This is a genomic window from Arthrobacter sp. NPDC080073, assembly GCF_040686575.1.
In the GTDB taxonomy this organism is placed as follows: domain Bacteria; phylum Actinomycetota; class Actinomycetes; order Actinomycetales; family Micrococcaceae; genus Arthrobacter.
Window position 1 is genome coordinate 447788 of record NZ_JBFBKR010000001.1, and the last position, 22216, is coordinate 470003.

Below are 22216 nucleotides of genomic sequence, written 5' to 3' on the forward strand. Positions count from 1 at the left end.
GCGCGTGCCCCAGGTGGGACTCGAACCCACAACACGCGGATTTTAAGTCCGCTGCCTCTGCCAATTGGGCTACTGGGGCGCCCGGATAATGGTAACCCAGGGCACTCCCCTCCTGGGTCTCCTAGAGCCGTTCGAATGGCGTCGCATAACGAAAGGTTCCGCCGACGCCGTCGGGCCATGCTTTGAGGGGCAACAACTGGAAATGGTCTCCCCACCCGGCGTCGGGGGCCATCACGCCCAGGGTGCGGGCGGGCAGAAACCCGAAGCGCGGATAGTACGCGGTGCTGCCCAGCAGGGCGATGCCCGGTTCTCCCGCATCGTCGGCCCGTCGCGCTGTTTCCCGCAAGAGCGCAGATCCGATGCCGCGCCGCTGCAGGTGCGGCTGGACGCTGACGGGCCCTAGACCCAAAAGCCGTAGCTCACCGATCCAGCCGCGGGTACTGATGACGTGGCCTACGATCTCACCAGCGATCTCGGCCACGATGCTGAACTCCGGCAGGTACTCATCGCAGTCGAAAAGTTCGCGCAGCAGCGTCACTTCGGCCGGGACTCCTTCGACCGGCAGCCCGGTGACCGGGCTGGTGGAAAAGGCGGCAGCGGTGAGCGCCAGCACGGACTCGCGGTCGGCCGGCCGCTCCGTTCGAAGCACCACGCCTTGGCCCAGCAGTCCAAGGACTTCCATGGCGTGCCCGCGTTCGGCGGATGGAACCAAAAGGTGGTCGTGATGGAAGCCGGCCAGGACGTTGCAGCTGATACCGGCTGCCGTGAGGGCGGAGCTGACTGCCGCGGTGAGCCCCACGGCTTCCAGCGCAGAGTGGATTTGAAGGGTGATCCACGCCGCCACGAAATCGTAGGACAGTCCCAGGCGCCCGGCTTCCTCTCGGCGCAGCACCACGGTGAGGCCTTCCGCTTCGCGGACTGCGGCTTCGATATTGCCTTCGAGCGGTTTCCCGTGCGGCCACAATGCGTACACGTAGTCGCCGTCTCGAAGCACGGGCTGCATGGATGTCAGGAGAGTCGTCAGATCGCTTTCGCCGGCCATGCTGCAAGTCTAGGACCCGCCGTCGCGGACCCTGCCGGCATCCGCCGTCGAGGACAGGACCCGGGCCAACGACGGGTAAACGACGGGTAAACGACGACGGCGGCCGCCTCCCCGCGGGGAGACGGCCGCCGTCGGCGGTACTACTTGGCGTTCGCTACTTGGCGTCAGCCGTGACCGGGGCCTTTGCTGCAGCGGGCTCAGCAGCCGGCGCGGGTGCGGCGGCCGGCTTGGGGGCCGGGGTGGCCGCGGCCACGAAGGCTCCGCGCGGGTTGTCGAGGTCCAGCAGTTGGGTGGTGTCGCGGCCCATGGTCATGCCCAGGAGCCAGTTGAAGATCACGCGGACCTTGCGCTCACCGGTGGGGATGGCCAAACCGTGGTAACCGCGGTGGGCCAGCCAGGCGAGTCCGCCCTTGAGGCCGATACGGCCCAGGAGGTTGATGTTGGCAACACCCTTCCATTCGCCGAAGCCGGCAACCGCACCGAGGTTCTTGTGCTTGTAGTCGGCCATGGGCTTGTCCCAGCGGGAGGCCCACAGGTTCTTGGCGAGGCGCTTGGCCTGGCGCAGTGCGTGCTGGGCGTTGGGAACGCAGGTGCCGTCCGGCAGGCCGCTGCCCGTGAGGTCCGGAACGGCAGCGATATCGCCGGCCGCCCAGGCGTTGTCGATGATGCCTTCGTCGCCTGCAATGCGCAGGTCCGGGAGGACACGGACACGTCCGCGCGGCTCGAGCGGGAAGTCGGTGGAACGGATCATCGGGTTGGCCTGCACGCCTGCCGTCCACACGAGGGTGTCGGCTTCGAACTCCTGCGCAGGGGACTTGTCCGGCAGGTTGATGAGCTTGAGGCTACCCTCCGCGTTGTCGAGGGAGGTGTTGAGCAGGACCTCGATGCCGCGGCTGCGAAGGTGTTCAACAACCCACTCGGCCTGGGCTGCGGTGACCTCTGGCATGATGCGGCCCATGGCTTCGACAAGAACGAAGCGGACTTCTTCCTGGCGGATGCGCGGGTTGTTCTTGACGGCGGCGCGGGCGAGGTCTTCCATCTCGGTGATGCACTCGATACCGGCGAAACCGCCACCCACGACCACGAAGGTCAGGGCCTTGGCGCGCTCGGCGGCGTTCGTCATCGTGGAGGCGACCTCGATGCGCTCAAGGACCTTGTTTCGCAGGGCCACCGCTTCTTCGATGGTCTTCAGGCCAATGCCCTCGTCAGCGAGGCCCTTGATCGGGAAGGTGCGGGTAATGGCGCCGGCGGCAACCACGACGTCGAAGTAGGGGACCTCGAAAGGCTCTCCACCGTCGGCCGGAGCAACAACAGCGGTGCGGTTCTGGTGGTCGATGCTGGTGACGCGGCCCTGGATGAGTTCCGTCTGCTTGAGGTGCTGGCGGTGGGAGACGACGGCGTGGCGTGCCTCGATGTTGCCGCCGGCCACTTCGGGGAGGAAGGGCTGGTAGGTCATGTAGGGAAGGGGATCAACGACGGTGACGATGCCGCCGGCGTTCGCGATCTTCTTCTGCAGCTTGAGTGCTACGTACAGGCCGACGTATCCGCCGCCGACAACGAGAACACGGGGACGGTCAATGAGCTCAGGGGTGGTTGCCATAACAATAGAGTACAGCACCTTGTGAAAATCTTCACTAACTATTTCCCGAAGCTACACACCAGCCCCGGAGGCTATTTCGGGCCGCTCGGATCCACGGTGTCCACCACGCCGGTCGCGGGCTCGTCGGGAAGTTCCGGGGAGCTCCGGTAGGCGCGCCTCAAGTGGACCGAAGCGCCCGCGACGATCGCCACGAAAAGCAATCCAAAGCCGATGACCACCGCGGCCGGAACCGCAGTGTCGGCTTGCGAGGGCGCCTTCGCCGCGGGAACCGTGGGATCCGGCAAGGTGGCTGCGGGGATGCTCGGTTTCGACGTTGGCTGAGGCGTGGGGTTGCTGAGGTCCCCGCGCCGATGGACCCGTATCCATTCCGCAATGGATCCCACCGGATTGCTCGCCACTTCGGGCACATCGGCTTTCAGGGCCGCCTCGGCATTGAGGATGCCGTAACCGTAGATGGGGTCCTTGCCGGGCGCGCCGGCATCCCCGGCCGTGGACACAATCCTGTTGATGACCTGCTTGGCGCTCATCTCCGGCCATTTCGAGCGGATCAGCGCTGCGACGCCGGAGACTATCGGTGCGGAGCCGGACGTGCCGGCCCAATCTTCATAGCTCCCCCCGGGCAAGCCACCCACCAGCTTTTCCGCGGGCGCCGAGACGGCGATGCTGATTCCCTGCGAAGAGGCGTCGACGCTGGCCGTACGGTTCCGGTCGAGTCCCGCAACGGTCAGGACGCCCGGAATCGTGGCGGGTGCGCCCACCTGGACGTTTCCGCCGATCCGGTTCCCCGCCGCGGCCACGATCACCACGTCCTTTTGTTCGGCATAGAGGAACGCCGCGTCCCAGCTTTGGGGCCAATCGGGCGAAGTGCTGCCGAGGGAAATGTTGATGACTTTGGCACCGTTGTCCACGGCCCATCGAACAGCTTCGGGAATCTGTTCCTGGTCCGTCTTGCCAGCGGGATTCGGCGAACCGAGCCAAGCGGAGACGGACAGGATCTGGGCTTCGGGGGCGACGCCCACGATTCCGTCCGGGCCAACGCTGGAATCGGGCGAAGAAGACGACGTCGGCGAAGGAGACGCCGATGGGCTGGCCGTAGCGTGTCCGCGCCCAGCAAGGAGAGTTGCAACGAGGGTCCCGTGCTCGGGTTTGGCCCCGATGCTCTTCTGTCCGTCCGGATCGCCCGCACCGGAAGTGTCGGTTCCGCCGACCACCGCGCCCTTGAGGTCGGGGTGTTGCCCGTCCACCCCGCTGTCGATGATGGCCACTTTCACTCCCGCACCCTTGGATACCTGCCAGGCTGCGGAAATGCCGTACTCGTTGAGCCAGTATTCCTTGTCACGCCAGGAGTCGGCGAACGCCGATGGTGCGGTGAGCAGGGCCCCTGCCAGGGTTCCCCCGGCCAGCATGGCGGCCAGGGCGGCCGATGCTGTCCGGCGGCCCCAACCGTGTGGCGACGTCATCAGCGAATACCCACCTTTAACGAGTACTCCGAGTACTCCGGATGCTCAGCGCGATGCCGTCGAGGATGTCGTGCTCGCTGGCGGTGGCCTCAGTGATGGAGCCCCCTCCCAGCTCAGCCAAGTGCTGAAGGATACGGCGCCATACGAGAGCTCCGGCTCCGATGACGTCCACGCGTCCGGGGTGCATGTAGGGCAGCCGGGCCCGTTCCTCGCGGCTCATTTCCAGCAGGCTGGTAGCGGCGTCGGTGATGGTCTCGAGGTCCAGGCTGGCACCGTGGATGAGTGCGGGATCGTATTCGCTCAGGCCCAGGGCGTGCGCCGTGATGGTGGTGACGGTACCGGCAACGCCCACGACGGCGGTGGCCCTGCCCAGCGGGACCGTGCGGGCGACGAGATCAATGGCTGCGTCGACGTCGGCTTCGGCAGCGGCGATCTGCTCCGGCGTCGGAGGGTCGCTGCGGAGGTGCCGTTCGGTCAGCCGCACGCAGCCGATGTCGACGGACCTGGCGGCGATGACGCCGTCGGAATCTCCGAGGACGAACTCGGTGCTTCCGCCGCCAAGGTCCACTACAAGGACCGGGTCCTTGCCGCGCGAAGGCAGAACGCTGCTCGCACCGGCGAAGGACAGGGCCGCTTCTTCGTCGCCGGAGATGACTTCGGGTTCGACGCCCAGCAGGTTCCGGATTCCGTCAACAAAGACGTCCCGGTTGCGGGCGTCCCTGCTGGCAGAGGTCGCCACGAAACGGACGCCCTTGGCGCCATGATGGCGGATCAGCTCGGCGTAGTCCGCGGTTGCCGCAAAGGTGCGTTCGAGCGCCTCGGGGGCAAGTTCGCCCGTGGCGTCAACCCCTTGGCCGAGCCGCACCACGCGCATCTCGCGGACGACGTCCCGCAAGGGAGAGCCGGCGTCCGCACCGTTTGAATCCGCGATCAGGAGCCGGATCGAATTGGTGCCGCAATCGATGGCAGCTACCCGGTTCATATGTTGAGCTCCCCTGCGGCTGGTTCCCCTGATGGCTCTGTTGCGTGGGAGGAGGACTTGGATTTGCGGACCGGAGCGGGACGGCCCACGATGTCCGGCAGGCCCTGCGGTCCGTGACGGCTGAGGTCCCGGGACGGGGCCTCCCCCGCACTGTCCCACGCGCCGTCGCAATAGCAGCGGTCTGCGGTCCACCATTCGCTGATCGCCACGATGGCCTCGTCGCCGAGCGGATTGACGCCGGGACCGGCGGCCAGGGAGTGTCCGACCAGTACGTGCAGGCACTTGACCCGGGTGGGCATGCCGCCGGCGGAGACGCCTGCGATCTCGGGGACGTCCCCGGTGCCGGCCCGTCCGGCAATCTCGTCACGAGCCTGGAGATAGGCTTCGTGGGCGCTCCTGTAGGCCGCTGCCAAAGCCTCGTCAGCCGTGAGCCGTTCGTTCATCTCATTCATGAGACCCCCGGCTTCCAGCCGCGACACGGCGGCGGTGATGACGGGGTGCGTCAAGTAGAACGTCGTGGGAAACGGGGTGCCATTGCTCAAGCGCGGAGCGGTCGCGGCAACAAGCGGGTTGCCGCACACGCAGCGCGCCGGGATTTCGACGACGTCGCGCACCGGACGTCCGAGCTGGCGGCTGAGGATTTCGAGATCGTGTGCTGATGGCTTGCGGGACTCCTGCGATGCAGGTGCCGAGTTCTCTTCCACTGGCGCTGCCATCCTTCCTGCCCTGTTTGGCCGCGCCCGTCAGGGCGCGACGGCGGCGGGCACCGCGTCTAGTCTGTTGCCGAGCGCCTGATGGATTCCCACAGGCCATCCACCCATGGCAGATTGGACGGGCTCCCGGAAGCTCCCGAGCTGGTGCTTCCGCCCGGTGTTCCGGCGGGAACGTCTCCACCAAACACCCAGTAGCCTGCTTCACCCGGCATAACCATGTTAATGCGGTCTCGGGCTTGTTGTTTCACATAGTTGGGGTCCTGCCACCGCGTGATCTGTTTCTGGAGGCTGGCCTGCTCGGCCTGTTTGCTGGCGATATCGGCTTCCAGGCCGGAGATTTCCGCCTTTTTCTCCAACCAGATCTTGACCGTGGGCGCGAGCATGATGGTGATCGCAATCATCACCACGGCGAGGGCAAGCATGCGTCCGGAGAACGCCTTCGCGGGCACGGGACGCGCGCTGTGGTCCTTGTCGGGGTGGGCGGAGCCGGCACCGGACGTTTTGTTGGATGCCTTGCCGACAACCGGGGTGTTTCCAGCCCTGCCCGGAAGCGAACCTCCCGGTTTCGGCGCAGAACCAGCCTTGGATCCGGACTGGCCCTTCCTTAGGGTGCCGCCCTCAGGCCCGGCATTGGATGACGTCCTGGACCCGACGTTAACCTGGCTCTCTTGCTGGCCAGCGCTTGCCTTGCGGGACTCGCCGAAGTCGGCACGGATAACATGGCCGCCGTCGGGGTTCTTTTGTGGCGACCGGCCCAGGGCATCTGCCCGGGGGACCTTGGGGCGGCGGGTGGCCATGACACTCCTGTAATGCCTGGTGCTTGCCTGGCGGGTTGCTGCGCGTTGCGTGCCTCACGGAGCCTGCGGTTTGCCGAAGTGCTCGCACATTTCGTTAAACAGAACCGGTGGCTATGGTCTTTCCACCATAGCCACCGGTCAGCTGTTTCAGCGGATACTAGCCCTTGAAACGCGGGAAAGCGCTGCGGCCGGCGTAGCGTGCGGCGTCGTCGAGCTCTTCTTCGATGCGCAGCAGCTGGTTGTACTTGGCGACGCGCTCGGAGCGGGCCGGGGCACCGGTCTTGATCTGGCCCGCGTTGGTGGCAACGGCGATGTCAGCAATGGTGGTGTCCTCGGTTTCGCCGGAGCGGTGCGAGGTGATGGTGGTGTAACCGGAGCGCTGGGCCAGGGAAACGGCGTCCAGTGTTTCGGTCAGCGAACCGATCTGGTTGACCTTGACGAGCAGGGAGTTGGCCGTGGCGGAGTCGATGCCTTGCTGCAGGCGGACCGGGTTGGTGACGAAGAGATCGTCGCCTACCAGCTGGACCTTGTCACCGATGGTGTCGGTGAGGGTCTTCCAGCCTTCCCAGTCGTTTTCGTCCAGCGGGTCTTCGATGGAGACCAGCGGGTAGTCGGCAACGAGTTCGGCGTAGTAGGCGCTCATCTCGGTAGCCGAGAGTGCCTTGCCTTCGAACTGGTAGGCGCCGTCCTTGTAGAACTCGGAGGAGGCGACGTCCAGCGCGAGGGCGATGTCCTTGCCCGGAATGTAGCCGGCGTTCTTGATGGCTTCCTGGATCAGGTCCAGTGCGGCGCGGTTGGACGGCAGGTTCGGCGCGAAGCCGCCTTCGTCGCCGAGGCCGGTGGAGAGGCCCTTGGCCTGCAGGACGGACTTGAGGTTGTGGTAGACCTCAACGCCCCAGCGCAGGCCTTCGGAGAAGGTCTCGGCGCCGATCGGGGCGATCATGAATTCCTGGATGTCGACGTCGGAGTCGGCGTGGGAGCCGCCGTTGAGGATGTTCATCAGCGGGACGGGCAGGACGTGGGCGTTAGGGCCACCGAGGTACTTGTACAGCGGCAGGTCCGCGGAGGCGGCGGCTGCGTTGGCCACGGCGAGGGAAACGCCAAGGATGGCGTTGGCGCCGAGCTTGCCCTTGTTCGGGGTGCCGTCGAGGTCGATCATGGCCTGGTCGATGCTGCGCTGGTCCGTCGCGTCGAAGCCGATCAGGGCCGGGGCGATTTCGTCGATGACCGCGTCAACGGCCTTCTGGACGCCCTTGCCGAGGTAACGGCCCTTGTCGCCGTCGCGCAGTTCAACGGCTTCGTGCTCGCCGGTGGAAGCACCGGAGGGAACTGCGGCGCGGCCGATCTGGCCATCGGAAAGCAGAACTTCAACTTCTACTGTCGGGTTTCCGCGGGAATCAAGGATCTCGCGGGCGTGGATGGCATCGATAAGCGCCATGGACTGCTCCTTATGGTGAAGCGATTTACTGGGAATCTTGAGGGAAATTCTCGACGTCCTCGTCGCCACTAGCCTAGTCGAGACCGGCCAAGGTTACGGAACGGCGTCGGACCCCTCACGTTTTGTGGCTTCCCCGTCGCGCCCTTGATAGCGGCGGACGGCACTGCGCAAGGCCCGTTCGGCGTCGAAACCCTTCTCCCTCGAGCCCGCGACGACGGCAAGCAGCATGTCTCCGAGCGCGGCTTCGGAATCGGGAACCTCCACCGCCGCGACTGGATCGACACTGCGTTCCGGGCCGCCCGCGCGCTCGGCGCGCTCGGCACGGTCAAGCGACTTTTGCGCCAGGGCGAGGGCGGGAAGGTGTGGTGGTATTCCTTCAAAAGGATCCGAACGCCCGGGCTTTTCGGCCTTCTTCACGGCGTCCCACTTTTCGACGATCTCCTCCACGGTGGCCGGGAAGGATTCCTGCAAGGACCCGTCCGGCTTGAAGACGTGCGGGTTGCGCCGCACCATCTTCTCCGTGATGGTGTGCGCGACGTCGTCGAAGGTGAACTGTCCTTGCTCCTCGGCGAGCCGGGCGTGAAGCACCACTTGGAGTAGCACATCGCCCAGCTCGCCCCGGAGTTCGTCGGCGGTATCGGAACCGGATGCGCCGGCCTCGATCGAGTCGACCACCTCGTACGCTTCCTCGATCAGGTACTCGACGAGGGATTCGTGGGTCAGCGCACCCATCCACGGACAATGCTCGCGCAGGGAGGCGATTGTTTGCAGCAGCTCCCCCACCTCGCAAGCCCGGCCGGGTACCCCTGCCGCCGTGGGCCGTTCAGGAGAACCGGCGCCTGCAGGAGTTTGCTCAGCCAAGGTTGGCGTAGGCGTTGTTGATGTACTCCACCAACGCTTCTTTTTCGTCCAGCGGCAGGAACGAGGACTCGGCGGCGTTGAGGGTCAGTTCGAGGAGGTCGTCGAGGTCGTAGTCGAAGGTCTCCACGAGCAGCTCGAACTCGTCCGTGAGCGTTACGCCGCTCATGAGCCGGTTGTCGGTGTTGATGGTGACGTTGAAGCCCAACTGGTAAAGCATGTCCAGCGGGTGGTTCTCGATGCCTTCGCCGAAGTTCGCGATTGCCCCGGTCTGCAGGTTGGACGAGGGGCAGATTTCCAGCGCGATTCCGCGATCGCGGACCCAGCCGGCCACTTCACCCAAGGTGACCATGCCGACGGTGTCCTCGGCGTCGTCGTCGGCTTCTTCGCCCTCGGCATCTTCGAACTCAACGGTGATGTCCTCCGCGATACGTACGCCGTGGCCCAAGCGCAGGGCGCGGCCGTCCACAAGGGCGGACTGGATGCTTTCCAGGCCCGCGGCTTCGCCGGCGTGCACCGTAGCCGGGAAGTTGTGCTCGGCCAGGTAGGTGAAAGCGTCCTTGAAGCGGGAAGGCAGGAAGCCGTCCTCGGCACCGGCGATGTCGAAGCCGACAGCTCCGTTGTAGCGGTGGCGTACGGCGAGCTCGGCAATTTCCTGGCCGCGGTCCGCGTGGCGCATCGCCGTGATGAGCTGGCCCACCTGGATCTGGCGGCCGGACTCCTCAACGATTTCCACGCCGGCGTCGAGGCCTTCCTGGACAGCGTCCACAACCTCATCCAGGGTGAGGCCCTTCTGCAGGTGCTGTTCGGGTGCCCAACGGATCTCGCCGTACACGACGCCGTCGTCAGCCAGGTCCTCGACGAATTCCTTGGCGACGCGCGCCAGGCCTTCCTTGGTCTGCATGACAGCGATCGTGTGGTCAAAGGTTTCGAGGTAGCGGACCAAAGACCCGGAATCGGCGGACTCACGGAACCATTGGCCCAGCGCTACGGGATCCGTGGAAGGCAGGGTGTGGCCGACGGCCTCCGCCAGCTCAATGATGGTGGCCGGACGCAGTCCCCCGTCCAGGTGGTCGTGAAGGGAAACTTTCGGCAGGCTCTTCAGGTCGAAGTCAAGGGCAGGGGCGGCGTCAACAATAGGCTCAGTCACGTCTCAACTTTAGGGGGACGGAAGAAGCTTAGCCAGCAGGGTTCGAGCGCTCGACGCCGGCAGCCGCGTTAACGGCGGTGCCCTCGTCTGTTGCGGCTGCTTCCGCGGAAGCTGCTTCCTTCTTCCCGCCGGCCTTCTTTTCCCCGTCCTTCTTTTCCCCGTCCTTCTTTTCGAGGTGCTTGTGCCACCAACGCAAGGTGTGGTCCACAATGACGCCGAGCACTACGGCGAATGCCACGGCAATTCCCACGCCGAGGAGCGGGTTGTTGTGCACCCAGTGGCCGGCCAGGGATCCGATGCCGATCGAATAACCTACCCACGTGAAGCAGGCGAAGGCATCCAGGACGAAGAAGGTCTTGTGGCGGAAGCCGGTCTGTCCAGCGACGTAGTTCACCGCTACCCGGCCCCAGGGTATGTACCGGGCCGTGAAGATAAGCACCGCGCCGCGCTTGTCCAGCTCGTAATGTGCCCAGGCGAACATCTTCTGGACCTTCGGCTTGCGCATCCATTTCCAGCGGTCCAGGCCGATCTTGCGGCCCAGCATGTACGCCATGTTGTCGCCTGCCATGGCCCCGACGAGCGCAGTAGCGCCGAGGAGCCACAGGTTCGGCTCGCCCCGGTGCATGGCAAGGGCCGAGAGCCCTACGATCGCGGTCTCACTGGGAAGGATCGTGGCGAAGCCGTCGATGAAAAAGAAAACCAGGAGCACCGGGTAGATCCACGGTTGCCCGGCGGCATGCTCGAGCATGTGGTTCATGAATTCCACGCAGGCATTGCTCCTCAAGGAAAGTCACACGGTCGCGTGACATAGATCGCTATCCAGTGTCCCACGGCCCGGGCGTCGTTCGCTACGTCCCGGCCGGCGGTGAACACAATTTAAGGCTAGCTCGAAAGCTGGAATGGAGGCATCCCCCCGTGGAGGGATCTTCGGGCGCCGGGGGCCTCATACCAAGGGAGGAGGCGGCGCCACCCTTGCTTGCGCAAACTACACGACGGATTCCTCTTCGGGCTCGCCCGTTTCTTCGTCCTCTTCGGTGGAAGGCGCGGCCCCGCGGACTTTGCTGATGATCCGGTCCACGATGATTCCCAGGATGATGGCCGCGCCGATCGCGATGATCGCTCCGAGCAGGTGGTTGTGCTCGAACCATTGGCCGAAGAACACGCCGATGGCCACCGAATAACTGGCCCACAGAACGGCGGACATGGCCGTGAGCCCCACAAACATGCCGTGCGGGAAATGGGTTGCACCGGCCGTCAGGTTGACCGCCACCCGGCCGATGGGGATGAACCGGGCCACCATGATCAGCGACGCGGCCCGGCGTCGAAGTTCCCTCCCGGCCCAGCGGAAGGCACCCTGCATCCGTTGGGAACGCATCCACCGCCAGCGGAGAACACCCACTTTGCGGCCGATCAAGTAGGCGATGTTGTCGCCTGTGAAAGCCCCGAGGGCCCCCACAAGGATCAGCAGCCACGTGTTGGGCATCCCTGTGGTCACGGAGACTGCAGCGAGTCCCACCACCATCGACTCGCTGGGAACGGGCGGGAAGAAACCGTCGATCACGCAGCAGGCGAAAACCAGAAGCAAGACCCAAGGCTGCCCGGCCGCGGCGAGGATGAAGTCGTTGATGGCTTCCACGGTCTTCCTAACGATTGCCCGCAGGGATTATCTCCCGGGCATCCCAAAATGCCCGGGAGATCAACCTAGGAAATCCGGTCGATGATGAGCTGTTGCGCCGGCCGCGAGCCTTCCGGTGCGATGAGGACGGCGCCCTCCAAGGCTTCCTTGGCCCTTTCGAACTTTTCCGGCGTGTCGGTCAGGAGGGTCATGAGTGGCTCCCCCGCCCGGACCAGGGCGCCCGGTTTGGCGTGCATCCGCACCCCTGCCCCGGCTTGGACGATGTCTTCCTTCCGGGCACGTCCGGCGCCGAGGCGCCACGCAGCCACACCCACGGCCAGGGCGTCGAGCTCCACCAGGACGCCGTCGGCCGGGGCCGGAATGACCTCGGATTCCTTGGCCACCGGCAGGGCGGCACGCGGATCGCCGCCTTGGGCTTCGATCATGCGGTTCCAGACGTCCATCGCGCGGCCGTCCTTGAGGGCTGCCGCAGGGTCGGCGTCGTGCACTCCAGCGCAGGCGAGCATCTCTTTGGCGAGCCTGACGGTCAGCTCGACGACGTCTTCCGGACCGCCGCCCGCAAGCACCTCCACCGATTCCTCCACCTCGATGGCATTGCCCGCAGTCAAGCCCAGCGGCGTGCTCATGTTCGTCAGGAGGGCCACCGTGTTGACGCCCGCATCCTTGCCCAGGGCCACCATGGTTTCGGCCAGCTCGCGGGCACGGGCTTCGTCCTTCATGAACGCCCCGGAGCCCACCTTCACGTCCAGCACCAGGGAGCCCGTGCCTTCGGCGATCTTCTTGCTCATGATGGAGGAGGCAATCAGGGGAATGGCTTCCACCGTGCCCGTGACATCGCGCAAGGCGTAGAGCTTCTTGTCCGCCGGAGCCAAACCCGTGCCGGCAGCGCAGATGACTGCACCCACGTCCTGCAACTGGGCAAGGATTTCCTCGTTGCTCAGGTTCGCCCGCCACCCGGGAATTGCTTCGAGCTTGTCGAGCGTGCCGCCCGTGTGGCCCAGTCCCCTGCCGGAAAGCTGGGGAACAGCCACCCCGAAGACCGCCACCAGCGGTGCCAACGGAAGGGTGATCTTGTCACCGACGCCCCCGGTGGAGTGTTTGTCGGTGGTGGGCTTCACGCCGCCGTCGGGACGCCGAAGGCTGGAGAAGTCCATCCGCTCGCCCGAGGCGATCATCGCCTCGGTCCAGCGTGAGATCTCGGCACGGTCCATCCCGTTGAGCAGGATGGCCATGTTCAGGGCCGCCATCTGCTCGTCGGCAATGACGCCGCGGGTGTAGGCATCGATGGTCCAGTCGATCTGCTCGGGGCTCAAGGTGCCCTTGTCCCGCTTGATGCTGATGATCTGTACGGCATCAAACGCTTCAGTCTGTGTCACCAGTTCTCCTCCAGGTTGTCGGGACCGAAGGCATCCGGCAGCACTTCGTCCATGGTCTTGATGCCCTGCGTTGTCATGAGTTGCATGCCGGGTGCCCGGAATTCATGGAGCAATTGCCTGCACCGGCCACACGGCATCAGGACATTGCCTTTTCCGTCGACGCAATAGAACGCCCGCAGCCTGCCGCCGCCACCCATATGGAGGTCTCCCACCAGGGCGCACTCGGCGCACAGGGTGAGTCCATAGCTGGCGTTCTCGACGTTGCAGCCGCTGACGATCCGTCCGTCCTCGGTGAGGGCGGCTGCCCCCACCGGGAACTTCGAATAAGGAGCGTAGGCCTTCCCCATGGCGGTCACCGCAGCGGCCTCGAGGGCCGCCCAGTCCACGTCGGTATCTGTGAGCGCCACGGTCAGCCCTTGACGTACGGTATGCCGCTTGCCGCCGGCGGCCGGGACCTGCCCACCAATCCGGCGACGGCGAAGACCGTCAAGGCGTAAGGCAGCATAGCCATGAATTGGCTCGGCACGGGCGATCCGATGATGGTGATGACGCTCTGGAGGTTGTCCGCGAAGCCGAACAGCAACGCGGCCAGGAAGGCGCCAATCGGGTTCCAGCGCCCGAAGATCAGCGCCGCCAGGGCGATATACCCCCGGCCACCGGACATGTCCTTGCTGAACGCATCCACGGATACCAGGGTGAAGAACGAGCCGCCGATGCCCGCGATCGCACCGCCCATGAGCACGTTCCAGAAACGGGTCCGGTTGACATTGATGCCCACTGTGTCGGCTGCCTGCGGGTGTTCGCCGACTGCCCTCACGCGCAGTCCCCACTTCGTGTGGAAAAGGCCGAGGTAAACGACGATCACGGCGATGTACATCAAATAGCCCACGAGGGACTGGTGGAACAGGATGGGGCCGATGATGGGGATATCGGACAGGAAGGGAATGTCCACCGGGGGCAAGCGGCCCGGCTTGTTGAGTCCATCCGGGTCAGCCGTCAGCAGCGTCGAAAAGAGGAAGCTCGTCAGTCCACTGATGAGGACGTTGAGCACGACGCCGACGATGATCTGGTTGACAAGGTACTTGATGCTGACCACGGCCAGGACCAAGGAAACAAGCGTTCCAGCGACAGCCGCCGCGACCAGCCCGGCGTAGACATTGTGCGTCACCGTGGCAACAACGGCCGCGGAGAATGCTCCCAGCAGGAGTTGCCCTTCAATGGCAATGTTGACCACACCGACGCGTTCGCACAGGACGCCGGAAAGGGATCCGAAGACCAGCGGCACGGCCAAGGTTACGGATCCTGCGATCAGTCCGGCGAGGGAGATCGACGGCTCGTCGCCATTTCCGCCAGCCACGATCCAGACCAGGAATCCGATGAGGAACACCGCGGCAAAGGTACCGCCCACCCAGCGGGGTGCGGCCGTCTTCGCCTGGGTGAGATACACCGTGTAGCCGGCCAGGGCCAGGAGAATCACCGCGGCGGTCCAGCCGATGGCCGCCGATGGAACCGTGATCTTCGAAACCTTTGCCACTCCGAGCGCGGCAAGGCCGAGGACCACCACGGCGGCGACCGTGGATGCGGGCAACCAACCCGGCACGGTGCCTGAACCCGTCGCGAGGCCCGAACGACGGCGGGTGAACCACAGGTATATAAACCACACGGAAAGCAGAAGGGCCAGGACGAACGTGACCAACGCAGCAACGCTGGAGGCCGCTTCATTGGCCGCCTCGGCTATGCCGAAGCCTGCCGACTTCGAATTGGACATGAAACCGAACAGTACGGTTCCCAGGATTGCGAGCAGGGACAGCCCGATTCCGGCCTTCCAGCTCACCAGCTCGGTGGCAGCCGCTCTTCTGCTGCTCGCCGGGGCATTGCCGGCGGGTGTGCCACCGCCGGGCTGAGTTGTTGTGGTGCTCATGCTGTTGCAGCTCCGCTCTCGATTTTTCCGGAGGGGATGCTTCCGGAGCCGGGACCGCGAGTGGCCTTCTTCTTTTTCCGCGGGTTCAGTCCGAAGATCGCGCGCACCAGTGGCGGTGCCGCAATGAACAGGACGATCAAGGACTGGATGACCAAGACGATGTCGATGGGGGTCTGGGTTTGAGCCTGCATCGCGACGCCTCCGGCACGGAACGCGCCGAACAGGAGCCCGGCGAAGAAGGTTCCCCACGGCGTCGAACGGCCCAGCAAGGCGACTGTGATGGCATCGAATCCAATGGAAGCCGCGACGCCTCCGGAGAGATATTTCTCCGTTCCGGATACCTGCGCGATGCCGGCCAGGCCCGCAAGCGCGCCCGCAATCGCCATCACCAGGATCACGGCGCGGGGAACGTTGATTCCAGCGGTACGTGCCGCGCTCTGGTTGGCGCCCACGGCCCGGAATTCAAAGCCCAGCGTGGATCGCTTGAGGAGCCACCAGACGAAAACCGTTGCCAGCACAGCCAGGAGGAAGCCCGCGTGGAGCCTGAACTGGGGGCCGAGCAACCCCGGGAACAGTGCCGACTGGTCCAGGAACGGCGAGATCGGGTTGGTCGAGCCCTTGCGCTGGAAAGCCGGAGTGGTCAGGAGGAACAGGAGCAGGAAGTTGGCGATGTAGTTCAGCATGATGGTCACGATGACCTCATGCGCGCCGGTCCGGGCCTTAAGGAGGCCGACGACGCCGCCCCACACCGCGCCGCCGACCAAACCGGCAACGATCACGAGCAGCAGGTGAACCAGGAAAGGCAAGTGCCAGGTGAAGCCCACGTAGGCGCCGAACAGCGCGCCAAAGATGATTTGCCCTTGCGCACCGATGTTGAACAGGCCCGCGCGGAAAGCCAAGGCCACGCCGAGACCGGCCAGGATCAGCGGCGTCGACACCGTCAGGGTTTCAGTGATCGGGTACAGCTGGGCTGCGGCGTCGGCGCCGGCCCAGTTGAATATCGAGCCCTGGACAAGCGCCACGTAGGGCCTGAAGACCTCGGTGAGCATGTCCCCCGGTTGCGCGAAGAAATAGCCCGCGGTTTCGGCCACTTTGGGGTTGGTCACCGCCATCAGGATTCCGCCGAGAACAATCGCGAGCAGCACGGACAACACCGAGACCATGGCGTTTCCCGTCACGATCTGCCGGAAGACCGAACCACCGGCGGCGTGCGGGATCTGGCCGCCCCGGCTGGTAGCCGGAATCACGGACGGGGCCATTGTGCCGTCGGCCGTGTCCAGTGCGACGTCCAGGACGACCTCGTCGTCCAATGTTTCCGGGCGCTCCGGCTCGACTTCGTTTTCTTGTCGAGGGGTGGTGGACTCAGACATGTGTTCCTCCCTCGAGGGTCTTGTGCGCAGTCAGTTCTGCCTCATGTTCCGGAACGCCGGCCATCATCAAGCCCAGCACATCGCGGGAGGTACCGGCGGGAACGATGCCGACCAGCTTTCCACGGTAGAGAACGGCGATCCTGTCAGCGAGCTCGAGCACTTCGTCGAGCTCCGTCGAGACGATCATCACCGGAGTTCCGTTGTCCCGTTCGGCAATGACCCGCTTATGCACGAATTCGATGGAGCCGACGTCGAGGCCCCGGGTGGGCTGCGATGCGATGAAGAGCCTCAATGGCCTGGACAACTCCCTGGCCAGGACCACCTTTTGCTGGTTGCCTCCGGAGAGCGTGCCCACGGCGACATCGATCGACGGCGTCCGCACATCGAACTCCTCGACCTTCTTCTCCGCGTGGGAAGCAATCAGGGCCGGTTTCATGCCGATGCCTTGGGCAAAAGGCTGCTTGTCGTACAAGTCCAGGATCATGTTCTCGGAAATGGAGAACGTCCCCACCAGGCCGTCGATCTTGCGGTCCTCAGGGACGAACCCGACGCCGGCGGACAACACCTGTTTGACACTCTTGCCGAGCAATTCGACGCCGTCAAGGACGATGGACCCGGTGACGTGCTGCTGGACGCCGAGGATGGCTTCCGTGAGCTCGGTCTGGCCGTTGCCTTGGACGCCGGCGATGGCGAGCACTTCGCCCTTCGCGATGTCGAAACTCAGCCCGTCCACGACGTGCTGGCCATTGTGGTCCACAACGGTCAGGTCGCGGACCTTGAAGGTCGCCTCACCCGGTTGGGCCGGCTTCTTTTCCAAGGTCAGGCTGACCGCCCGGCCCACCATCGCCGAGGCGAGTTCCGTCGGGGAGGCCGAGGGATCAGCCGAACCCACCACTTTGCCCCGCCGGATCACCGTGATGATGTCCGATATTTCCTTGACCTCACGCAGCTTGTGCGAAATGAAGACAATCGATTTTCCGGCCGCCTTGAGCTGCCGGATGATGTCCAGGAGCTCATCGGTTTCCTGCGGAGTGAGAACGGCGGTCGGTTCATCGAGAATCAGGACCTCGGCGTCGCGCACGAGTGCCTTGATGATCTCGACCCGTTGCTGCACGCCCACGGGCAGGTCTTCCACGAGGGCATCGGGGTCGACGTGGAATCCGTACTGCTTGGAAATCTCGGAGATCCGGCGGCGGGTTTCATCCAGGTTCAGGAAGCCGGCTGCCTTGGTGGATTCATTTCCCAACGCGACATTTTCGGCGACGGTGAATACCGGAATCAGCATGAAGTGCTGGTGGACCATTCCGATCCCTGCCGCCATGGCATCTCCGGGACCCTTGAAAACGACCGGCTTTCCGTCGACGAGGATTTCGCCGTCGCTGGGGTCGTAGAGTCCGTAAAGGACGTTCATCAGGGTGGATTTACCGGCACCGTTTTCGCCCAGGAGGCAATGGACTTGGCCGGGTTCAACCACGAGATCGATGTGGTCATTGGCTACGAGGGATCCGAAGCGCTTCGTAATCCCTTTCAGTTCGAGTTTCAAAACTCCAACCCATCTATAAAGGATGGCTCCTCGTCATCACCGTGCTCCCAGCATAGTGCTCGGCCAAGGAGTGTCGAAGAGCAAAAGTGGAGGCAACGCAGAACGCGCTGCCCTTCTGCCAAAACTCGGCTGAAGGGCAGCGCGACGCGGTTTAGCCCGGATTTTTACTTGGGGCTGGACTTCGATTCGACCTTGACTGCGCCGGAGATGATGTCCTTCTTCAGCTGGTCAAGATCGCTCTTCATGTCAGCCGGCACTGCGGAGTCGAGATCGTGGAACGGGGCAAGCGCCACGCCCCCGTTGTCGAGCGTGCCGACGTACGGGCTGGGGTCGAACTTGCCGTCCTTGTCGGCCTTGATAACCGTTTCGACGGCGGTCGCCATGGTCTTCTGGACCGAAGTCAGGATGACCGACTTGTAGGCGGGTGCGGTCAGGTAGCCATCCGAGTCGACCCAGATCAGCTTTGCGTCCGTGCCCTTTGCCTTGGCGTCAAGGATCGCACTTCCGGCGCCCGCTCCAACCGGACCAGCGACGGGAAGGACGACGTCGGCACCCTGGTCCAGGAATCCCTGGGTGAGGACCTTGCCCTTGTCGACCTGCTTGAAGTCGCCGACGAAGGTTCCGTCCTGCTTGTCCTTGTCCCAGCCAAGCAGCTGGACGGACTTGCCCTTCTTCTGGTTGTAGTACTTCACGCCGTCGGAGAAGCCGTCCATGAAGATGCTCACGGTGGGGATGTTGAGACCACCGAAGGTGGCAACCTTGCCCGTCTTGGAAGTGCCGGCAGCAAGGTACCCGGCCAGGAACGCGGCCTGGGCCGTGTCATAGACAATCGGCTTGACGTTCTTCGGGAAGGTGGGGTCCGAGTAGTCGATGATAGCGAAGTGGCTGTTCGGGTTCGCCGTCGCAATATTCTTGGTGGCGTCGCCCAGCAGGAAGCCGACGGTCACCGTCAGCTTGCAGCCTTGCTGGACCATGGAACGAAGGTTGGGGTCGTAGTCCGTGTCGGCCTTGGACTGGACGTGCTTCTCCTGGATGCTCAGGTCCTTGGCTGCCGCCTGGAGGCCCTCGAAGCCTGACTGGTTGAATGACTTGTCATCGAAGCCGCCGGAGTCGGACACCATGCATGCGGTGTAGTCGGATTTGGTGGCGCTGCCCGAGCTCGACGCCGACGGTGCGCTACCGCAGCCTGCCAGCAAAAGTGCAGCGGCGCCCGCAGTTGCGACGCCCGCAAATGAACCGCGCTTTAATGTGGCACGCAGTGATTGCTTCAATTTTCCTCCAGGAAGAAAGTGATTGATGCTACGACAGTTGGTCAATGAGTGTCCGTTTCGAAAACTCGAGTCTGAAATTCTGTTTTCACTGATGCTTCGCAGCACTGCGCCTTGGGCGCACTGATGGCACAACCTTAGTGGGATTGGACACACCCGGCTAACACAAAAGCCCAACAACCCGAAGATTGTTGAGCTTTTGTTACCAAGCAGTAGAGGAACTCCCAGCCAACGGTTCTAGGATGCCCGCCCGCCGGGGCCGGTACTCATTGCAGTCTCAGTGCAGGCGGACCAGCATCTTGCCTGTGTTGGCTCCGTCCAAGAGGTCGATGAAGGCCTTCGGCGCGTTTTCGAGCCCGTCGACGATTGTCTCGTCGTAGCGGACCGTTCCGTCGGCCAGCCATCCGGCCATGTTCTCGGCGAACTCGGCGGCGTGTTGCCGCTGGCCGCCCACGAGGAAGCCACGGAGGGTCAGTTGTTTTCCGATCGCCACGGCCAGGTTCCGCGGGCCCGGTGTGGGCTCGGTGGAGTTGTACTGGGAAATAGCACCGCACATTGCCACGCGGCCACCCACAGTTAGGACCGCGAGGGCGGCCTCAAGGTGTTCGCCGCCGACGTTGTCAAAGTAGACGTCGATGCCGCGCTCCCCCGCCGCCTCACGGAGCTGCTTCGCCACCGGACCGTCGTGGTAGTCGAAGGCCGCGTCGAAGCCGAGTTCCAGCAAACGCGCCACCTTCTCGGGGGAACCGGCGCTGCCGATCACCTTGGAGGCGCCCATGGCCTTGGCGACCTGGCCGACAATCGAACCCACTGCGCCTGCGGCACCGGAAACGAAGACGACGTCCCCGGCTTTGAACTCGGCCACCTTGAGCAGCCCGGCATACGCCGTCAGGCCCGTCATGCCAAGCGCTCCGAGGAACGCCGACGTCGGCGCCAGGCCGGCCGGCACCGGCGTCGCGCTTGCCGCGTCCACCACGGAATATTCGCGCCAGCCGAGCTGATGCACGACTACGTCACCCACCTTGAGCGCCTCGGAACGGGACGCGATCACCTCACCCACCGCACCGCCGTCGAGCGCTGCGTCGAGTCGGAAAGGCGCCGAATAGGACTTCGCGTCGTTCATGCGGCCGCGCATGTAGGGATCGACCGACATGAACTCATTGCAAACCAGGATCTGGCCGACCTGCAGCTCCGGCAGATCAGTCTCGTCCAGCCGGAAGTTCTCCTGGACTGGGCGTCCTTGCGGGCGGGATGCCAGCTGGATTTCGCGGGTGCTCTTGGGAACTGCGGCGCTCATGCGGCCACCTCCACAAGCTTGATGTCGACGGCGATGTTCCCGCGGGTCGCGTTGGAGTAGGGGCAGATCTGGTGGGCCTTGGCCACGAGCTGCTCGGCGGTTTCCCGGTCAAGGGCAGGCAGCGCGATCTCAAGCTCCGCGGCGAGCCCGTATCCCTCGCTGCCCTCCAAGGCACCGAAATGGATCTTGGCTGCCACGGCCGAATCACTGAGGTCCACCCGGGCCTTGCGTCCCACCAACCTGAGTGCGGAGTGGAAGCATGCAGCGTAACCGGCTGCGAAAAGTTGCTCGGGGTTGGTGCCCTGGCCGTTTCCGCCCAGTTCCACCGGGCTCGCGAGCGCTACGTCCAGCTTGCCGTCATTGGTGCGTGCATTGCCTTCGCGGCCTTCGCCCGAGGCAAGCGCCTCGGCTGTGTACAAAGTCTTCACTGTGGTTCCTTTTCCTTCGATGGGATGGACGATCAGATGGCTGAATGGAGGGCTGCGGTAAGCCGGCCCAGGGTGTCGTGAAGCTGCGCGAGCTCGGCTGCGCTCAAGCCCGCGGCGTCGGCGAGGCGTTGCGGAACAGCCCCCGCCCGGGCACTAAGGGCCCGCCCGGCGTCGCTCAAGTGGATCTCGACGCGACGCTCGTCCTCGGCTGAACGCCGGCGCTCCACGAAGCCCAACGCCTCAAGCCTCTTGAGGAGCGGTGACAAGGTGCCCGAGTCGAGTCCCAGCTCGATACCCAGTTCCCGGACGCTTCGAGGCTCGTTTTCCCAGAGCACCAGCATCACGAGGTACTGCGGATATGTCAGCCCAAGCTCATCCAGCACCGGCCGGTAGACCGCCGTGGCCGCCTTCGATGCGGAATACAGCGCGAAACAGACCTGGCGGTCGAGGCGTGGGGTTTCGTTCATGAGCATAACGATAGCTCACAATTAATTGTGCACAACTCAACTCAAGCCGCAACCCCCGCTCACAAACAACCCCACCCCCGGCGACGCCCGCTCACAAACAACCCCACCCCCGGCGACGCCCGCTCACAAACAACCCCACCCCCGGCGACGCCCGCTCACAAACAACCCCAAACGACGGGATCCTCCTGCAGATAATCTGCAGGAGGATCCCGTCGTTTCGCCGATTGGACGATACAAGTGAGCGAGCGCCCGCCGATTGGACGATATAAGTGAGCGAGCCGGAAATTGTCAAGCTGTGTGGAGTCACTGGGCTAGTTTTTGGGGTGTTTTGGTCTCGGGCAGGTTGATCCCGACGTATTGTGCGGGGGCCGGTGTGCTGGGTCGTTGGCGGAATCTTTCCGGGTGTCGTTCGTAGTAGTCCTGGTGGACTTTGTCTCGCTTGTCCCAGAGCTTTTGCCAGGAGCCGTCGTGGACTTGTGATGGTGAGAACAGCGCGATGCCGGAGTGTTTGTGATCGGTGCTGTACCAGTGCACGTAGCCGGTGAGGTACTCCCTGGCGGCCTTGAGATCGTCAAAGGTCCGGGGGTAGCCGGGCCGGTATTTCATCGTGCGGAACCCTGACTCCGAGAAGGGATTGTCGTTGGAGACGTACGGGCGGTTGTGGCTGAGGTCCACGCCGTGGGCGGTGAGGGTCTCACGGAGCAGGTTTGATTTCATGGCCGGGCCTGAATCGGCATGCACGATGTCCGGGGCGCCGTGCCGGGCGATGGCTGTTTCGAACATGTCCGCGGCGAGGTGGTCGGACTCGCGTTCCTCCACCCGCCAGCCGACGATCTGCCGGGAGAAGATGTCCATGATGGAGTACACCTT

The 22216-nt window shown here is 64.3% G+C and carries 21 protein-coding genes and 1 tRNA gene; all 22 read right to left on the reverse strand.

All coding sequences use genetic code 11. The annotated features are described in order from the left end of the window. Positions 1-5 precede the first annotated feature (5 nt). Positions 6-79 (reverse strand) — tRNA-Leu (locus tag AB0O52_RS02045). Between the two features lie 42 nt (positions 80-121). Further along, positions 122-1042, reverse strand: a complete 921-nt coding sequence (locus tag AB0O52_RS02050; RefSeq protein WP_364532606.1) for an N-acetyltransferase — start codon at positions 1040-1042, stop codon at positions 122-124. 154 nt (positions 1043-1196) lie between these two features. Then, positions 1197-2642: an FAD-dependent oxidoreductase gene (locus tag AB0O52_RS02055; RefSeq protein ID WP_364532609.1), complete on the reverse strand. Its 1446-nt coding sequence runs from the start codon at positions 2640-2642 to the stop codon at positions 1197-1199. Between the two features lie 71 nt (positions 2643-2713). After that, positions 2714-4102: a S8 family serine peptidase gene (locus tag AB0O52_RS02060; RefSeq protein WP_364532612.1), complete on the reverse strand. Its 1389-nt coding sequence runs from the start codon at positions 4100-4102 to the stop codon at positions 2714-2716. Between the two features lie 16 nt (positions 4103-4118). Continuing rightward, a complete protein-coding gene (locus tag AB0O52_RS02065) occupies positions 4119-5084 on the reverse strand; it encodes a Ppx/GppA phosphatase family protein (protein WP_364532615.1) in 966 nt (321 codons plus the stop codon). Next, positions 5081-5788 carry a DUF501 domain-containing protein gene (locus AB0O52_RS02070; protein WP_364532618.1) on the reverse strand — a complete coding sequence of 236 codons (708 nt, stop codon included), beginning with the start codon at positions 5786-5788 and terminating at the stop codon, positions 5081-5083. The genes AB0O52_RS02065 and AB0O52_RS02070 overlap by 4 nt, the downstream gene beginning before the upstream one ends. A gap of 68 nt (positions 5789-5856) precedes the next feature. After that, positions 5857-6594, reverse strand: a complete 738-nt coding sequence (locus AB0O52_RS02075) for a septum formation initiator family protein (protein WP_364532621.1) — start codon at positions 6592-6594, stop codon at positions 5857-5859. Between the two features lie 157 nt (positions 6595-6751). Beyond that, positions 6752-8032 (reverse strand): phosphopyruvate hydratase, encoded by a 1281-nt coding sequence (eno, locus tag AB0O52_RS02080; protein WP_364532623.1) that lies wholly within the window; start codon positions 8030-8032, stop codon positions 6752-6754. Between the two features lie 93 nt (positions 8033-8125). After that, positions 8126-8764 (reverse strand): MazG nucleotide pyrophosphohydrolase domain-containing protein, encoded by a 639-nt coding sequence (locus tag AB0O52_RS02085; RefSeq protein ID WP_364532707.1) that lies wholly within the window; start codon positions 8762-8764, stop codon positions 8126-8128. 121 nt (positions 8765-8885) lie between these two features. Then, positions 8886-10040, reverse strand: coding sequence for an adenosine deaminase (locus AB0O52_RS02090; RefSeq protein WP_364532626.1), 1155 nt, complete (start codon positions 10038-10040; stop codon positions 8886-8888). 28 nt (positions 10041-10068) lie between these two features. Further along, positions 10069-10788, reverse strand: coding sequence for a DedA family protein (locus tag AB0O52_RS02095; RefSeq protein ID WP_364532709.1), 720 nt, complete (start codon positions 10786-10788; stop codon positions 10069-10071). Between the two features lie 237 nt (positions 10789-11025). Beyond that, complete coding sequence (locus tag AB0O52_RS02100; RefSeq protein ID WP_364532629.1) at positions 11026-11676, reverse strand: DedA family protein; 651 nt, start codon at positions 11674-11676, stop codon at positions 11026-11028. Between the two features lie 65 nt (positions 11677-11741). Continuing rightward, positions 11742-13052 carry a thymidine phosphorylase gene (locus AB0O52_RS02105; RefSeq protein WP_364532632.1) on the reverse strand — a complete coding sequence of 437 codons (1311 nt, stop codon included), beginning with the start codon at positions 13050-13052 and terminating at the stop codon, positions 11742-11744. Continuing rightward, entirely contained in the window at positions 13049-13459 is a 411-nt protein-coding gene (locus AB0O52_RS02110; RefSeq protein ID WP_364532635.1) for a cytidine deaminase, read from the reverse strand. Before AB0O52_RS02110 ends, AB0O52_RS02105 begins: the two co-directional genes overlap by 4 nt. A gap of 2 nt (positions 13460-13461) precedes the next feature. After that, positions 13462-14973 carry an ABC transporter permease gene (locus AB0O52_RS02115; RefSeq protein WP_364532638.1) on the reverse strand — a complete coding sequence of 504 codons (1512 nt, stop codon included), beginning with the start codon at positions 14971-14973 and terminating at the stop codon, positions 13462-13464. Next, positions 14970-16232 carry an ABC transporter permease gene (locus tag AB0O52_RS02120; protein WP_364532712.1) on the reverse strand — a complete coding sequence of 421 codons (1263 nt, stop codon included), beginning with the start codon at positions 16230-16232 and terminating at the stop codon, positions 14970-14972. The genes AB0O52_RS02115 and AB0O52_RS02120 overlap by 4 nt, the downstream gene beginning before the upstream one ends. A gap of 103 nt (positions 16233-16335) precedes the next feature. Then, positions 16336-17886 carry an ABC transporter ATP-binding protein gene (locus AB0O52_RS02125; protein WP_364532640.1) on the reverse strand — a complete coding sequence of 517 codons (1551 nt, stop codon included), beginning with the start codon at positions 17884-17886 and terminating at the stop codon, positions 16336-16338. Between the two features lie 164 nt (positions 17887-18050). Continuing rightward, positions 18051-19157 carry a BMP family ABC transporter substrate-binding protein gene (locus AB0O52_RS02130; protein ID WP_284752450.1) on the reverse strand — a complete coding sequence of 369 codons (1107 nt, stop codon included), beginning with the start codon at positions 19155-19157 and terminating at the stop codon, positions 18051-18053. Positions 19158-19431: 274 nt separating this feature from the next. Continuing rightward, a complete protein-coding gene (locus AB0O52_RS02135; RefSeq protein ID WP_364532643.1) occupies positions 19432-20451 on the reverse strand; it encodes an NADP-dependent oxidoreductase in 1020 nt (339 codons plus the stop codon). Then, positions 20448-20879 (reverse strand): organic hydroperoxide resistance protein, encoded by a 432-nt coding sequence (locus tag AB0O52_RS02140; RefSeq protein WP_364532646.1) that lies wholly within the window; start codon positions 20877-20879, stop codon positions 20448-20450. Before AB0O52_RS02140 ends, AB0O52_RS02135 begins: the two co-directional genes overlap by 4 nt. 32 nt (positions 20880-20911) lie before the next feature. Then, a complete protein-coding gene (locus AB0O52_RS02145; protein WP_364532649.1) occupies positions 20912-21346 on the reverse strand; it encodes a MarR family transcriptional regulator in 435 nt (144 codons plus the stop codon). 303 nt (positions 21347-21649) lie between these two features. Continuing rightward, a partial coding sequence (locus AB0O52_RS02150; RefSeq protein ID WP_364532652.1) for a DDE-type integrase/transposase/recombinase occupies positions 21650-22216 on the reverse strand: 567 nt, incomplete at its 5' end.